The 15,025-nt window shown below is 69.6% G+C and carries 17 protein-coding genes; 13 read left to right on the top strand and 4 right to left on the bottom strand.

Annotated elements, in window-relative coordinates:
• Positions 1 to 66 precede the first annotated feature (66 nt).
• The 4 genes from ASG23_RS06790 to ASG23_RS06800 form a co-directional block, all read right to left on the bottom strand.
• Positions 67 to 531, bottom strand: a complete 465-nt coding sequence (locus ASG23_RS06790) for a TIGR02679 domain-containing protein (protein ID WP_268760884.1) — start codon at positions 529 to 531, stop codon at positions 67 to 69.
• Between the two features lie 122 nt (positions 532 to 653).
• Complete coding sequence (locus ASG23_RS19460; protein WP_082515919.1) at positions 654 to 956, bottom strand: helix-turn-helix domain-containing protein; 303 nt, start codon at positions 954 to 956, stop codon at positions 654 to 656.
• A gap of 385 nt (positions 957 to 1,341) precedes the next feature.
• Positions 1,342 to 1,800, bottom strand: coding sequence for a hypothetical protein (locus tag ASG23_RS06795; protein WP_056022033.1), 459 nt, complete (start codon positions 1,798 to 1,800; stop codon positions 1,342 to 1,344).
• Between the two features lie 322 nt (positions 1,801 to 2,122).
• A complete protein-coding gene (locus tag ASG23_RS06800) occupies positions 2,123 to 2,398 on the bottom strand; it encodes a hypothetical protein (protein WP_157465558.1) in 276 nt (91 codons plus the stop codon).
• 465 nt (positions 2,399 to 2,863) lie between these two features.
• Between ASG23_RS06800 and ASG23_RS06805 the strand changes: the two genes are divergently transcribed.
• The 13 genes from ASG23_RS06805 (at position 2,864) to ASG23_RS06865 (ending at position 14,547) form a co-directional block, all read left to right on the top strand.
• Complete coding sequence (locus ASG23_RS06805; RefSeq protein WP_157465559.1) at positions 2,864 to 3,736, top strand: hypothetical protein; 873 nt, start codon at positions 2,864 to 2,866, stop codon at positions 3,734 to 3,736.
• A 204-nt stretch (positions 3,737 to 3,940) separates the two neighbouring features.
• Positions 3,941 to 4,534 carry a hypothetical protein gene (locus ASG23_RS06810; protein WP_157465560.1) on the top strand — a complete coding sequence of 198 codons (594 nt, stop codon included), beginning with the start codon at positions 3,941 to 3,943 and terminating at the stop codon, positions 4,532 to 4,534.
• Complete coding sequence (locus ASG23_RS19800; RefSeq protein ID WP_157465561.1) at positions 4,489 to 5,424, top strand: hypothetical protein; 936 nt, start codon at positions 4,489 to 4,491, stop codon at positions 5,422 to 5,424. The genes ASG23_RS06810 and ASG23_RS19800 overlap by 46 nt, the downstream gene beginning before the upstream one ends.
• A 36-nt stretch (positions 5,425 to 5,460) precedes the next feature.
• Positions 5,461 to 6,141: an SAF domain-containing protein gene (locus ASG23_RS06820; protein WP_082515921.1), complete on the top strand. Its 681-nt coding sequence runs from the start codon at positions 5,461 to 5,463 to the stop codon at positions 6,139 to 6,141.
• The gene (locus ASG23_RS06825) at positions 6,138 to 6,899 is read left to right on the top strand and encodes a hypothetical protein (RefSeq protein ID WP_056022050.1); all 762 of its coding nucleotides are present in this window, start codon (positions 6,138 to 6,140) and stop codon (positions 6,897 to 6,899) included. Before ASG23_RS06820 ends, ASG23_RS06825 begins: the two co-directional genes overlap by 4 nt.
• Positions 6,896 to 8,344, top strand: a complete 1,449-nt coding sequence (locus ASG23_RS06830) for a CpaF family protein (RefSeq protein ID WP_200941524.1) — start codon at positions 6,896 to 6,898, stop codon at positions 8,342 to 8,344. Before ASG23_RS06825 ends, ASG23_RS06830 begins: the two co-directional genes overlap by 4 nt.
• Before the next feature lie 155 nt (positions 8,345 to 8,499).
• Positions 8,500 to 9,201, top strand: a complete 702-nt coding sequence (locus ASG23_RS06835) for a type II secretion system F family protein (RefSeq protein WP_200941525.1) — start codon at positions 8,500 to 8,502, stop codon at positions 9,199 to 9,201.
• Positions 9,198 to 10,094, top strand: coding sequence for a type II secretion system F family protein (locus tag ASG23_RS06840; RefSeq protein ID WP_056022056.1), 897 nt, complete (start codon positions 9,198 to 9,200; stop codon positions 10,092 to 10,094). The genes ASG23_RS06835 and ASG23_RS06840 overlap by 4 nt, the downstream gene beginning before the upstream one ends.
• 29 nt (positions 10,095 to 10,123) lie before the next feature.
• Positions 10,124 to 10,324 carry a hypothetical protein gene (locus ASG23_RS06845; RefSeq protein ID WP_056022060.1) on the top strand — a complete coding sequence of 67 codons (201 nt, stop codon included), beginning with the start codon at positions 10,124 to 10,126 and terminating at the stop codon, positions 10,322 to 10,324.
• Positions 10,325 to 10,326: 2 nt separating this feature from the next.
• Complete coding sequence (locus tag ASG23_RS06850; RefSeq protein WP_200941526.1) at positions 10,327 to 10,719, top strand: TadE/TadG family type IV pilus assembly protein; 393 nt, start codon at positions 10,327 to 10,329, stop codon at positions 10,717 to 10,719.
• Complete coding sequence (locus ASG23_RS06855; RefSeq protein ID WP_056022063.1) at positions 10,716 to 11,144, top strand: TadE/TadG family type IV pilus assembly protein; 429 nt, start codon at positions 10,716 to 10,718, stop codon at positions 11,142 to 11,144. The genes ASG23_RS06850 and ASG23_RS06855 overlap by 4 nt, the downstream gene beginning before the upstream one ends.
• Positions 11,141 to 11,596, top strand: a complete 456-nt coding sequence (locus ASG23_RS06860; protein WP_056022066.1) for a pilus assembly protein TadG-related protein — start codon at positions 11,141 to 11,143, stop codon at positions 11,594 to 11,596. The genes ASG23_RS06855 and ASG23_RS06860 overlap by 4 nt, the downstream gene beginning before the upstream one ends.
• A gap of 560 nt (positions 11,597 to 12,156) precedes the next feature.
• A complete protein-coding gene (locus tag ASG23_RS06865; protein WP_162242669.1) occupies positions 12,157 to 14,547 on the top strand; it encodes a LysM peptidoglycan-binding domain-containing protein in 2,391 nt (796 codons plus the stop codon).
• Positions 14,548 to 15,025 lie beyond the last annotated feature (478 nt).

Below are 15,025 nucleotides of genomic sequence, written 5' to 3' on the forward strand. Positions count from 1 at the left end.
TGCGCTCGCTCTCGCAAGCATCGGACGTCGCCAGATGCCAGTCGCGGTTCAGCGGGGCTCGGACCTCTAGAGACCTCCCGACAAGCCGTCGGCCAGAGCCGACCCCGGCGGACCGGCGGATCCCCGTTGAGATGCGACGAGGTCTTCTCGTAGCGTGGCCTCGGCGGATCCGCGGATACCAGCGGCGCGCACGTCAGCGATCCAGTCCTCGAGTTCTCGGGCGCGCACCACGGGATGCGCCGAGAACCACGCCCACAGCGCAGCGCGTTCGTCGGCCGCCGACGCGCGGGCCGCTCGCGCGTCACCGATCGGCCCGAACAGCTCCACGAGCACGACCTCGAGGGGGCGCCCGGTGAGCTCGCGTACCGCCAGGTTGACGTCGGCGAGCCGGAAAGAGGTGCCCGGTGCGGGACGTGCGGCCAGTCCGAACAGGTCCGCGATCGCCTCCTGCTGCGTCCGGTCCATCGCCGGTACCCGGACCCGAGTGACCGACGCACCGGTCGAGCGTCGTCGGTGAGTCGAGCCACCCACTCGCCAGGGGATGCCGGGCGGGCGGGGAGCGCGGCTGGTCGTCCGCCCGGAGGTGCTTGCCGCGGGGAGGTACCGACTCGATCGGCACGGCTCCAGCGGCCACCCCGAAGGACCGCCGAGTCTCAACGCACGTCGCCCTGCACATGCGGTCGATTCTGATGCGCGCGGATGGACTTTGAGGTCGCCCCAAGTGCCCGAAGGTCGACGGGCTGTGAGGCTGGCGGCTCGTTCGCTATTCCGTTCACCTGGACCGTCACCATCTTCACCAGCGCATCGAAATGCTCGGGCAGAAAGCGGATCCTGCCGCGACCCAGTCGAAGATGTGGGACTCGGCCGCGCCGAGCCTGCTCGCGCACCCACCAAGGGGAGGCTCCGAGCATCTGTGCAACCTCTTCGGGTGTCAGGGTGCTCTGGTCAAGGGACATGTCGCGGCTCCCTTCGTCGTCGTGATGCGGCCGCTACAGGACGGCAGCCGATAGCGCGTGACCTCCAAGACGATCCGCGGCATCGGTAGACCGACCGATCACATCAGCCCGACTCGTATCTCGGGTTGAGCGGTTCCGTCGGCCCATCGGCCGCGGCCCGCGGCAGCGGACTAACAGGATGTGTCCCTATTCGCCGGGCGGAATCCGAACGTCTGCGCTGGTCACGCCGATCTCGCAGGTCGTGGCGTACTCGAGTGACCTGGCCGACGAGCAGTGGTCGCTGCTCGAGCCCGTCCTGAGCCGGCCCGGGAAGCATGGTCGGCGGCCCGGTCCGGACCTTTGCCAGGTGGCTTATGACGGCGGTGCGGTGCGGGTCCAGGCGACTTCAGTCGTCACACAAGCACGCACCGCTGACCGAGAGCTCGGTCCAGCATGTCTGGCACTGCTGTCCTGCGAGATCGGCGGCCACTTCGGAGCGACTCGACTCGCCTCCCCAGCGCGTCCCCGCCTCCTGCCGTGCCAGTGCGGTCAGGACCAACTCCACGAGACGAGTGCTCGACACGGCCGACCCAGGCACACGGAGATAGGCGGTTGTGGAGGTCCGCTTCGGCTGCGCGTTTGTGCCGGGGTTCTGCACCGCGACGGTGTCCACCTGCAGCGGGTCAACAACGACGTCGGTGAACGTCTTGTTGAAATACGCGGCGATACGCCGACCTTCCGGGCGCACGCTGATGTACCCGGGTTTGACGTCGACGAGGGGTGTGTACTGCTCGAGCACGGCACGAAGTGCGGCTGCGTGCCGCGAGCCCATCCCGAACTCGTCAATCTGCTTACTGATGTCCATGGCGGTCTCTCATCTCGAAGCTGGTAGGAGGTGCAGCGGGACTTCTCAGAGACGCCACCTACACCCTCAGATCGGATGAGCTGCGGAACCAGGTCCGCTGGTCGCCCGCTCCCACTGACTGTCTACCAGCGCTTGACCTGGACGCGGGGTCGCGACGTCCCTGGCGTGCCGGAGGTTTAGTGCAGCGGGTGCAGTTCCCGGGGCCCTGGGTCGGAACCGGCACCAGTCCAGCCACGGCTGGGCGCCGGGTGGCGACCAAGCACCGCCCGCCTCGCGGGTGTCAGGTCAAGGGGAGCCCGTGTGAGCCCGATTAGGGACACACTCAGTAAGTGAACCGCCTCGCCCCGGCCGATGCCCACACCCACGCGAACCCTTCGCGCCCGCCCGGGTCGAGGTAGCGCACCCGCACTTGAGACGTTGTCCAGGCGACGGCGTGCCCGTCTGCCGCGAACGACTTGCCGCGCCCGCTCGTCACCCACACGACGACCGGCAGCGGCGTCTCGGGCTGCACCATGCGTTCGCCGGTGCGAGCCTCGGCGGGCGCATCGACGGGCTGCTCGTGGGTTGGCACCCGTTCGATGCCGCGACTAGAACGCACGTTCGAATCGTAGTCCTGTACCGACTGAGCGAGTCCCGCTCCGGGACGCCGCTCGAGATCTGCCGGCATCGATCGGCGCCGTAGCCGTCCTCCGCGCCGTCCGTCCGCTCCCGGTTCGCGCCTGGATCGTCCACGGCAAGGGGCAAAACCTCGAGGTTGAAGGTCTTGCGGTCGGGTGGACGAGCCGCGCGGTCAACGTGCGCGACCTCGATGCCCGTGGCCGCGAGGATTTCGTCCGGATCTCGGCGGTGACATGGAGTAGTTGAGTCACATGTCCAGCCCCGCGCCCGGCGTTTGCGACGTCGCAGGTCAATCGGCATGTGATCGACGCAGCTGCGCCGTGTGATCCATCGGCGTCATCGATAGACAAACGGATCACATCGCACGATCACTAACGCCGTGATCGATCTGTCTATCGCCTCTGAGAAACCTCGGTGCCGTTCACCCACGACACCGGAGGCGAGCATGACGACGACACCGCATCCCGCACCTGAGCACGACGGCGCAGTGATTCGCGACCGCGCATCGCTCCTGCGGATGCTTGACGCGATCGACGACGAGGGTTGGGACGGCCCCACCGGGACAACCCTGCTGAACTACCTGCGCGAGCGTGTCGTCCGGCCCTTGGCGATCAGCGTCGGCCTGCGAGGCGCCGCCGCGTCCCAGGCCGAGTCCACGGCGTGGCAGGCGCTGTGGGTGGAGCTCACCAAGCCGGCGCTGCGGCGCGCCACCTCGCCGTGGGGCATCCTCGGGCAGGTCGCGCGGCGGCAGCTGCTCGGCGAGATCGTCGCCGCGCGGTTCGCGACGAACGACCGCCGCGCCTGGAAGCTGGAGGTCGCATCCCGTGACGGCGCCGTCGGCCCAGCCGTGAGCCTCGACCTCCTGCTCGAGGCCGGCTGGGAGCCGGCCACCGACGACCCAGATGTGGGCGACCGCGACCCACTGGAAGCGGCGGGGCTGACCGACGCGGCACAGCGCGCGCTCATGCTCGTCGGGTGGAGTGAACAGCAGGCGAGGTCGATCCTCGCGACCGTGCTCGATGCGCCGACGACCCGAGTCGACGACCGCACCCAGTTCCCGGGCTGGCGAGCCATGGCGACCACCCTGGGCATTCCGGCCTGGCAGGCCCGTCGCCTCATGATCGCCCTGCGCGGCACGAGTGACTGGCCCGGGGTGCTGGCGCGGATCGTCGCCGAGGGGCCCGCCGTGGTCGAGTCACCCATCGTCCGCACGGCTCTGATGGCGACCCGACGACACTCCGACCGATCCCCGGTCCTGGCAGCGCGTCGCGCCGAGGAAGCACTGGTCGACGCTCTTCCACAGCGCCGTGCGAGCTGAGCCCCGTCCACGGATTCCAGGCGCGCGGCTCGCGTGTTGCGCAATCTGTGGCACACCTATCGGCATGGAGACGCATCCAGTCACGTGTCGACTGACCGTTCCGACTCGCGCACTTCACCCGTTTGGGTATGGAATGGGCGCTTCGACGCTGTCGTCGAGCGGCTTCCGTGCGAGCGGGCGCCGTACAGGGGCGGGTGTTTGCCGATGAGAAATCGACAGATCACCAAGGGGGCCGCGACCGCCACAGCGCTGATCGTCGTCGCGGCTCTACTCGGCGCGTGCACGGATCCCGATTCCGAGCCCACCCCTTCGCCCACACCGGTGATCTCGCCCCCCGCTCCGACACCCACGCCCAGCCCGACACCATCGGTGGACCCGACGGTTGCGCAAGCCGAGGCCGCGATCCTCGAGGCGTACCAGGGCTACTGGGCGGCGAAGGTTGCCGCTTGGGCTGACCCGATGCGAGACCCAGGGCCTGAGCTCCTGACCTATGCAGTCGATACCGCGCTCACTGACGTGCAGACATCGGTTCTGCAGTTTCGACAGGACGGAATCGCAGTCACTGGGACCCCGATCCTCGATCCGCACGTCTCCGACGTCGTTCCGGGCGAAGCAGGGACGGCGGCGATTGTGGACTGCGTCGATGTCTCGACGTGGACGCCGATATTCACCGCCACTGGCGAGTCGGCCCTCGCGCCGAGCCAGAACCCCAGAGTGCTCACGAACTCATCGGCGTACTTCTACGACGGGCGATGGACGATCCGCACGTCCGTTGTCGATCGGAACACGCCATGCTGACCGCCGTTCTGGTGGCGCTCGCTGCGAGCGGCCTTCTCACGGGCATCGCAACCGCGGGCGGCGTGACGTGCGACCCCGGGAAGCAGTTCTGCCTGATTGAGGTCGAGCAGCCTGGCAACCCTGGTCAGCCGAGCCAACCCGGCGACGTCGGAGCCGGACCTCGCACGTGTGTCGTGTCCTCGACCGGTGTGAGCGTCCCGTGCTCGAGCGACCACTTCGGCTGGTTCAACGATGGCGACGACTGCTACTGGCGGCGAGTCGAACCTCCTCCACCGGCTACCGACTCGATCTGGCAAGGTCACCATCCCGCTGGGGCGGTCTACTCGGTCTCGTGCGCAGCAACGCATCCCAATGGCGTCGACGGCTGGGTCTGGGCCGCTGCAGACCCTCCCGGCTACGGCGGGACGGGCGTGACGCCCGCACAGTTGGCGCAGCAAGCTCTGGCGCAATTAGCACTCACTGGCCCCGCGATCCGAATGACGATCGAGGGCGACGAGCACGGCTTGGTCGGACTTCCGGTGTGGCTGTGGACCGAGGTGGGCCCGACGACGTGGGGTCCGAACTCGGCAACCGCTGCGGTCCCGGGGCTTTCCGTCACGGCCACGGCGCAAGCTCGCCAGGTCGTCTGGGAGATGGGCGATGGGCGCTCCGAGACGTGCAAGAACCCGGGCACGCCGTACTACACCGGTGGTGTCACGTCGCCGACGTGCCAGCACATCTACGAGCAGTCCTCCGCCGGGCAGGCCAACGAGGCGTTCCCGGTCACCGCGACGACGACGTGGGACGTGACGTGGACCGGTGGTGGCGCGTCAGGCGCGCTGACGGTCACGCGGCAGTCCACGGCGAGCGTGCGCATCGGTGAGATGCAGGTGCTCATCACCCAGGAGTAGCCACCGGCGGCACGCCCGCCTGCAGGGGAGGTTGCTATGACGGCAACGAGTGAGAAGACCACGCTGAACGGGACGCCGGGCGGTGTCACCGTTCGCGCACCGAGCGTCGTAGCCCCGCGAGGGCGCCGCAGACCGGTGTTCGTGGTCGCGGGCGTCGCGATGATCGTGATCGGGGCGCTGGCCGCGGTGTGGTTGGTGTCGAGTTCGGGGCAGCGGGTCGACGTGCTCGTCCTGGCCCGGGACGTGCCGTACGGGGCGACCATCAGTCGCGACGACCTGACGACAGCCGCCGTCTCGGTCGATGCGACTGTCGCGACCGTCCCCGCCAAGGACGTCAACCAGATCGTCGGGCAGGTCGCCGCAACGTCGCTGGCGAAGGGATCGCTGCTCGCCCCGTCCGAGGTGACTGTGTCGGGGGTGGTGGCACCCGATCAGGTGCTCGTGCCGCTGCCGTTGACGGTCGAGAAGGTGCCCGCCGGCGGCCTCGCGGCCGGCGAGGACATCCTGGTCGTCGATGCGCCCCCGCAGGGCGCCGACGCGGTGCCAGGTGAACCGATCTCCTTCTCGGCGACGGTCGTTCGGGTCGGGGCACCGGACATCAACGGTCTGGTGATCGCCGACGTGGTCACGGACGCGCAGGACGGGCCGGCGTTGGCCATGCGGGCGGCGACGGGCCGCTTCGCGCTTGTGGTGCTCCCAGTGCAGGGTGCGAAGTGAGCGTCGTGGCCGTGTGCTCCGCGCACGGCGCCCCCGGGGTGACGACGACGGCGCTCGCGCTGACGTGGGTGTGGCCGCTCATGCATCCGGACCGCCGTGTTCTGCTGGTGGACGCTGACTCGGCTGGCTCCGGCCTCCTGACGGGGTTCCTTCAGGCGGAGCTACCTGACATGGCTGGTGTCCTGGCGCTGGCGGCGACCCGCGGTCCGCTGTCGGTCGAACAGGTCGTCGAGTGCGCGGTAGCTATCGATGAGGACTCCATGCGCATGGTCTTGGCCGGTGTCACCGATCCCCGGCAGGCCCGCCTGCTCGGTGCGACGTGGAGTGCGCTCATCGGTGCGGCGCGCGACCTGGGCTCGGTCGGGGTCGACGTGGTGGTCGACGTCGGTCGGTTGGGTCACCGGTACGAGCCCACGCCGCTGCTGGACGGCGCGGATGTCGTCGCGATCATCGTGCGACCAGAGGTGGCCTCCGTGGTCCCGTCCGCCGCGGCCGTCCGGACGCTGCAGGAGGCACGAGCCGGCCGCGTCGCCCCGCTGGCGCTGGTGATTGGCGAGGGCTACTCCCCCTCGGAGATCGGCACCGCTCTGGGCACCGGCAAGGCTGTGGTGGTCGCGCGAGATGCGTGGGCGGCGACCGCGTTAGCCACTGGGAGTGCGCAGGGTTGGCGGTTCGAGCGGTCGCCGTTGCTCCGGTCGGCCCGCGGCGTCGTCGAGCGGGTCGCCGATCTGGCCCCGTCCCTGGCGGTGTCGTCGTGACCGGGCTGGACGAGACCACCCGACCCGGACCGCCCTCGAACGGGTTCGGCCCGACAGCCACTCACCTGGCGACCGCGGCCGGCCCGGTCCTGCCGGCCCCGGACATGTCGGTCGTGCGTGAGGTGCGCCGAGCCGTGGCGGATCGGTTGGCCGAGCGGCTGCAGACCCAGCACGTCGAGTCCCCTGGTGCCCGCCGTGAGCTCGCCCGCTCCTTGGTCGCGGCCGAGCTGTCCGAGCGTGGTCGCGAACGGGTGCGACGTGGCGAGGACTCGTGGCCGATCGATCTGGAGATGGCGACCTCACGTGCGGTGATGGCGGCGTTGTTCGGGTTGGGTCGGCTGCAGCCGCTGATCGAGGACCCGGCGGTGGAGAACATCGAGGTCGACGGGCACGACACCGTGTGGGTGTCCTACGCCGATGGACGAGATGAGCGCGTCCCGCCGATCGCGGACTCCGATGCCGAGCTCATCGAGATCCTGCAGCTGCTCGCTGCGCGCACGGGCAACGCCGAGCGGACCTTCTCCTCAGCTCATCCCGCCTTGCACCTGCGTCTAGAGGATGGCTCACGGCTTGCAGCGGTGGCCTGGACGACACCGAAGCCGCATGTCGTGATCCGCCGGCACCGGGTGCGTGATGTCGACCTCGACGACCTGATCCGTCTCGGCACTCTGGACACCGTGCTGGCGCAGTTCTTGCGGGCGGCCGTGCGGGCGGGCAAGAACATCGTGGTCACGGGGTTGCAGAACGCGGGCAAGACGACCTTGATCCGGGCGTTGGCCAACGAGTTCGCTCCGATGGAGCGGTTCGCCACGATCGAGAAGGAGTACGAGCTCCACCTGCACGACTTGCCCCATCGTCATCCCCGGGTCGTGGCCTTGGAGGCTCGGGAGGGCTCCGCCGAGAAGGACGGGAGTGGTCGACGGGCCGGGGAGATCACGCTGTCCGACCTGGTGGTCGATGCGCTGCGGCTGAATCTGCGCCGGATCATCGTCGGTGAGGTCCGCGGCCCCGAGGTGCTGCCGATGCTCGAGGCGATGTCCACCGGCGACGGGTCCTTGTGCACGCTGCACTCCCGGTCCGCGCAGCACGCGGTCGACCGGATCGTGACCCTGTGCCTGTCCGCGGGGGTCTCGATGACGGACACCTTCGCTTACCGGCTCCTGGCTGGGTCGGTCGACCTGTTCGTGCACATCGAGCTCCTGGATGACACCGCGACCGGGGGTCGCCGACACCGGTTCGTGTCGCAGGTGGTCGAGATCGTCGGCCTCGGCGAGACGAACCGCCCGGCCACGACCACCGTCTTTGGACCGGGCGCCGACGGTCGCGCCGTCCCGCTGCACCGCCCGCAGTGCCTGGCTGACCTCGTGCGCGTCGGGTTCGACCCGTCCGTGCTCGACCAACGCAATGGCACGTGGACGAATCCCCTTGGTGGAGGACGGTCATGACACCTCTGCTCGCCGCTCTCAGCGGTGCCGTTCTCGTGGCAGGGGCACAGCTCGCTGCGATCGGGCTGCGACGCACCGAACCCGCGCCGGCGCGACCGCGACGCCGCCCGACCCGGCGCCCCGCGGACGGCTGGTGGGCTCGCTGGCGGTGGGCCATGGCGGCCGGAGCCGGACTCCTGGCATGGGCCATCACCCGCTGGCCTGTCGCCGCTCTCATCGTCATGGCGGCCGTGATCGGGCTGCCGTACCTGCTCGGGTCGGCGAAGGTGGCCGCCCGTGCGATCGATCGTGTTGAGGCCATCGAGGAATGGACCCGCCGCCTGGCCGATGTGCTGGCCACGGGGGTCGGTCTCGAGCAGGGGATTCTCGCGTCCGCCACGACCGCCCCGCCGCCTCTGTCCCGCGACGTGGGCGCACTGGTGGCGCGGATCTCCGCACGGTGGCCGACCGATCAGGCGTTGCGAGCGTTCGCCGACGATCTGAACGACGCCGCCGGCGACTTCGTCGTCGCCTCGCTCCTGCTGGCCTCCAGGCGCCGAGGGCCCGGCCTGTCGGGAGTGCTCACCGCGGTGGCCGGGTCCGTTTCGGACGAAGTGGCAGTGCGGCGCAGGGTCGAAGCTGAACGCGCTCGGCCCCGCTCCACCGCGCGGCTCGTCACCCTGATCACCCTCGGTGTCGCGGGGCTCCTGATGCTCAACGGCACCTACCTGCAGCCCTACAGCGACGGGTTGGGACAGCTCGTGCTGGCCGCGATCGCTGCCGCCTTCGCCGGGTGCCTGCTGTGGATCCGGGCACTGACCCTGACCCCACCCGAACCGCGCTTCCTGACCGGGCACGACACCAGGGGTGGGTCATGACGCTGTGGATCGTGCTCCTCGCCGGTGCCCTGGTCGGCGGCGGAATCGTCGTCACCGTGGCGGGCCTCTCCCCTGCCCGACCCGACCTCGTGACCGCCGTCGAACGCCTCTTACCAGCACGCGGTCACGTCACCGCGGTATCCCCGATCGGAACGCCTGGACCGCTCGGCTCGGTGCGGCGGGTGGTCCTGCCGCAGGCAGTCCAGACCTTCGGGCTGCGCCGCTACGCCGCCGACCTGCACATGCTCAACCAGCAGCCCGAGGACCTCGCCTCCCGCAAGATCGGGTACGGACTCATCGGCCTGCTCTTCCCCGCCCTGATGTCCACCCTCATGCGCGCCACCGGCGTCGACCTGCCATTCATCGTCCCTGCCGTCACGGGCCTGGCACTGGGTGGCGTGTTCTTCATGCTGCCGGACGTCACGCTTCGCACCGAAGCGGCCAAGGCCCGGGCTTCCATGCGGGCAGCGACATGTGTGTTCCTCGAGCTGGTGGCGATGGAGCGGATCGCCGACGCCGGACCCACCGAAGCTCTCGACCGGGCCGCGGCCATCGGCGGCTCCGTCGAGTTCGCCCGCATCCGCGACGCACTGCTCCGTGCCGAACTGGCGGGCGATCCGTCCTGGACCGGGCTGACTCACCTCGCAGAGAGCACCGGTGTCACCGAACTCGGCGACGTGGCCGACATCATGCGCATCGCCGGCCAGGACGGCGCCGCCATCTACGCAACCCTGCGCGCCCGTGCCGCCTCACTACGGACCCAGCTGCTCACCACCGCGACCGCGAAGGCCAACGCCGCCTCCGAGCACATGGTCGTGCCCGTCTCCTTGCTCGGCCTGTGCTTCATGGCCCTGCTCGGCTACCCCGCCTTCGTGCGCATCCTCCTGAGCTGAACCACACCCTGGAACGAACGGAGAACGACATGGACACGCTCGTGATGCTGATCTTCCTCAACGGCTACGTGTCCGCTGCCCGGCACCGGATCCGCGACCGCGCCGGCGACGACACCGGCGCATCCACCCTGGAGCTCGTCATCATCATCCTGGGATTGATCGCCGTAGCCGGCACGCTCGTCGTGGCCATCACTGCCGCAGTACAGCGCCGCGTCAACCAGATCACCTGACCATGCGCGACCGTCGGGACACCGGGTCGGCCAGCATCGAGCTGGTCATCCTGTTCCCCGCCCTGCTGCTCCTGGTGACCGCGATGATCCAGTACGCCCTCTGGTTCCACGCCCGCTCGCTGGCACTGGCTGCCGCCCAGGAAGGCGTTGCCATCGCCCGCACCTACGGCTCGACGCCGCAGGCCGGGCGAGACACAGCCCTCGAATTTGTGCGCGACCACGGTGCGGACACCCTCACCGACGCCACCGCGATCGCCTCCACACCCGGGCCCGGGCACGTGCAGGTCGCCGTGACCGGACGATCACTCTCGGTGATCCCTGGCACACCGGGGATCGAGATCAACCAGTCCGCCGACGGCCCCGTCGAACGCTTCACCACGGCGAACACACCATGAACCACCCGCACTCCCGCGACCGCGAGAACGGCTCGATCAGCGTCGAACTCGCGATCCTGACCCCCGCCCTGATCCTGCTCCTCGGCGCCCTCGTGCTACTCGGCCGCGTCGAGACCACCGCCAGCGCGATCGAGCAAGCAGCCCGATCCGCCGCCCGGGACGCCTCCCTGGCCCGAACCCAGGACGGCGCCCGCGCAGCCGCGACAGCCGCGGCCGCCCGCGAGCTCGCCAGCACGTCGTGCGTGGCCACTGCTGTCGCCGTGGACACCTCCGGGTTCGCTACGCGCATCGGTCAGGACGCCGTCGTGACCGCGACGGTCAGTTGCACCGTGAGCGTCGCCGACCTCGCTGTCCCCGGCCTGCCCGGCGCACGCACGATGACCGCGCAAGCGACCTCGCCCCTCGACAGGTACCGCACCCGATGACGACCCTCGCTCGCCGCCTGCACGCCGCAACCGGACCCGACCACGAGGCCGGCTCAGTCACCGTGTTCGTGGCCATCAGCATGCTCGGGCTCCTCCTGCTGCTCGGCCTGGTCGCCGACGGCGGCGCGAAACTGCGCGCGACCCAACGCGCCGACGCCACCGCGGCCGAAGCAGCTCGCGCCGGCGGACAGGCCCTCGACATCCCCAACGCCATCTCCGGATCCGGCACACGCGTGGACCGAAGCATCGCCGTCGCCGCCGCGACCACCTACCTGCACCAGGCAGGACACGACGGCACCGTCACGGTCAGCGACGACCGCACCCGCCTGCTCGTCACCGTCACCGACACGGCCCCCACCGCGTTCCTCAACCTCATCGGCATCAGCACCCTGACCGTGACCGGGCACGCCGAAGCCTCACTCGTCGACGGCATCACCGGAGGTGGCACATGACCGCGACCCTCACCCCTACCCACCGCGGTCCCGAAATCCTGCGCGCCCTTGGCGCGACGGCGCTGCTCCTGTTGTTCCTCGTCGGAGCTCCGATCGCGCTGATCGCGCTCGCACCCATCTACCTGCCGCAGACGGTTCCGACTCTCGCCCAGCTCGGCCACGCACTAACCTCCCCCGACGACGGCACCCTTCTCTTCGCGGTCCTGGCGTTGATCGGATGGGTGGCGTGGGCAGCCTTCGCGGTCAGCGTCGCCGCCGAGATCCTCGCCGGCCTGCGACGAGTCGCAACACCCTCGATCCCCCTGCTCGGATCAGCGCAATGGGCAGCATCCCGGCTGGTCGCCTCCGCCGCCGTCCTGCTCGCGCTCACGTCGACCGTCACCAGTCCGACCCTCGCGTCCGCCGCAACAGTCACCGCTCCCCGGGCCGTCGATGACCGGCCAACGCTCGACCCACCAACTCCAGCACCCCTGCACGGTGCGGAGCCCGCACCCGCCCCGGCCGAGCAACCGAACCGTGGCGGGGGCCTTCCGACCGTCATCGTCCAGCGCGGGGACACCTTGTGGGACATCGCCGAAAGGCACCTCGGCGACGGCGCCCGGTTCACCGAGATCCAGGACCTGAACCTCGGCCGCCCCCAGGCCGATGGCGCCGCCCTGAGCGACTCGCACTGGATCTACCCCGGCTGGACACTCCTGCTCCCGGCAGACGCGGAAGGGCTGAACCCGTCACCACCCGTCGAACCCGCCGCACCGATCCAGCCGACGCCGAGCGAGGTCGTCGTCGAAACCGGCGACAGCCTCTGGAAGCTCGCCGAAGAGCACCTCGGCAACGGCGATCGCTACACCGAGATCTACGCCGCCAACGCCGGCAAGCCCCAACCGGATGGCGGCGCCCTGACCCACCCGAACCTGATCGAGCCCGGCTGGCTACTCGACCTCCCAGTCGACGACACATCAAACCCCGCCGGCGCGCCGCCAGCGGCCGACCCAGTCGAGGCGCCCACTGCGGAACGCCGCACACCGAGCGCAGCCCCACCGACCGCGCCTGCCGCGAAGGCCCTGTCGCCAACGGCGAGCCCCACGCCAACAGCTGCGCCTAAGTCCGTCACGGACACCGGCGAACGGCCGAGCGGTGACTCAATCGACGCCAGCAGCCGGGCGCCGCTGTTTGTCGGCCTGACCGCGCTGGCCGCCGCGGGCGTCGTCGGCGAGCTCAGCCGTCGACGCCACCTGCAGCACCGCGCGCGACGCGTCGGCGAATCCATCCCCATGCCCCCGACCGACAGCGAGCCGGCAGCCGTGGAGCAGACCCTGCGCCATGCGAGCACCCCAGTCACCCTGGTCCAGCTCAAAGTGGCTCTGCAGAACATCGACACCCGCTGCTACACCGCCGAGCGTGACCTGCCCCGGATCACCGCGATCAGCCTCGACGAGCACACCATGACACTCCACCTGCAAGGCGACGACCCCGAGCCCGTCCCACCGTTCAGCGCCGCCGGCAGCCGGTGGACCGCCGCGACCAGTGAGATCGTTGACGATCCGCCGATCGAGGACGCTCACCGCTCCGAGCCTTACCCCGCGCTCGTCCCTCTCGGTCACACCGATGACGCGACGGTGCTCCTCAACCTCGAAGCCGCGGGGACCCTGAGCATCATCGGCGACAACCAGGCGGCAGACGATGTCCTGCGAGCACTCGCCGTCGAGATCATCACGAGCGACCTGACCGGGCGCATCGCACTGGTCACCGACGAGTCCCTCGCCGAGCTGGCAGGGGCGTTCGAACCCGCGCGCATGCACAGCACGCCCGACCACACCCGAACACGACGAGCCCGCGCCGAGGCCATCGCGGCTGCCCTGGACCACAGCGGCCTCGCCGACACCCTCGAAGCTCGCTCGGACCGGATCCTCGAAGACACCTGGCTACCCGTCATCTACCTGGAACAGACACCGAGCCCGTTGCTGACGAACGAGCCATGGACCGGGTCCGTCCTGGTCACACGCGCACCCACCGACGGCTGGACGCTCACCGTCCACTCCGACGGCACAGCGGTCCTCGACCCCCTGAGCATCACGCTGTACGCACAGCGCCTCAGCGCAGCCGACCTCAAGCACGTGACGTCCCTGCTCCTGACCGCACAACCTCCCGTCGTCGCCGGCCTCGGCACATCCCAGCGACCGGAAGGCCGCGGCACATACTCGCCCGACGCCCGGGACACCGTTCAGGCCATGCGGGAGGCGTCCAGCGCCCACGCGATGGCCACACAGCGACTAGAAGGAAGGATCCGCGTCAACCTCCTGGGACCCATCCAGATCGACGGACTCGCCAAACCAGAGTCGACACCACCGCCGCGGGCCACCGAGCTGCTCGTCTACCTGGCGCTGCGCCGTACCGCGACAGGACACGAGCTCGACGAAGTCTTCTGGCCGGGCAAACGCGATGTCACAGGCACCCGCAACACCTTCGTCTACCGCACGCGCCAACTCGTCGGCGACGACGCGTTGCCGACCATCCGCCGCGGTGAACCCCTGCGGGTGACCGACGATGTCCTAACGGACTGGGCCATCTTCCAAGAACTGACTGCCGCAGCACTGGCAACCGACGACGAACGACTGGAAAATCTCACCGCAGCGATGGAGCTCGTGCGTGGCCGCCCCTTCCTCGGGATCGACGACGCACACTACGGCTGGGCCGAGAACGACATCCAGGTGATGGTCAGCGCCATCGCAGACACCGCCCACCTCCTCGCCCGTATCCACCACGAGGCCGGGCGGTACGCCGAGGCGATCCAAGTCGCCACGCACGGCCTACTAGCCGAACCCCTCTCGACCCTCCTGCAACGAGACGCCATCGATGCCGCAGACGCCCGCGGAGACCACGAGGAATCCAGCCGACTGCGCGCCAGGTTCGCATCTCGACTCGCCGAACTCGACCCAGACGCAGAGTTGTGAGCCATCGGCGATCGGGCGGGGCCGCAACTTCCGCGCCCTCAGACGCCACCGCCCACGGAATTTGCTGTACCGCGCGTAGCCTCAAGAGGCGTCGGCGACCGCCGTCAGGGAGGCCGCGCCGCCTCGGATCGTGCCCGAGTTGCCCTGCGTCATCCATGTGTGGCGGTGCTTTCGCAACTTGTCCGGTTGCCCGCCTGGGTGCCGCCGGAGACGAGCACGTTGAGGCCGACGCGGACCGATGCATGTAGGAAAGCGGCTGCGTGCGGGGTCAGCGTGTCGAGCCCGACGAGGTAGTCCAGCGTGGTCGCGCGAACCAAGTACTTGGGATGTGACCGACCAGTGCTGCGCTGTGACGTCCGGGATCACCGCGTGCAGTCGCTCACCCCGAGTTATCTAGCCCCGACTCGGCCTAAGCCGGCTGTGGGCACAGGTCAGGAAGTCGTTGACACCGTTTGCGACTGTCCGCGGCTTGAGGCGT

It is taken from the genome of Cellulomonas sp. Leaf395 (genome assembly GCF_001424125.1).
Taxonomy (GTDB): Bacteria; Actinomycetota; Actinomycetes; order Actinomycetales; family Cellulomonadaceae; genus Cellulomonas.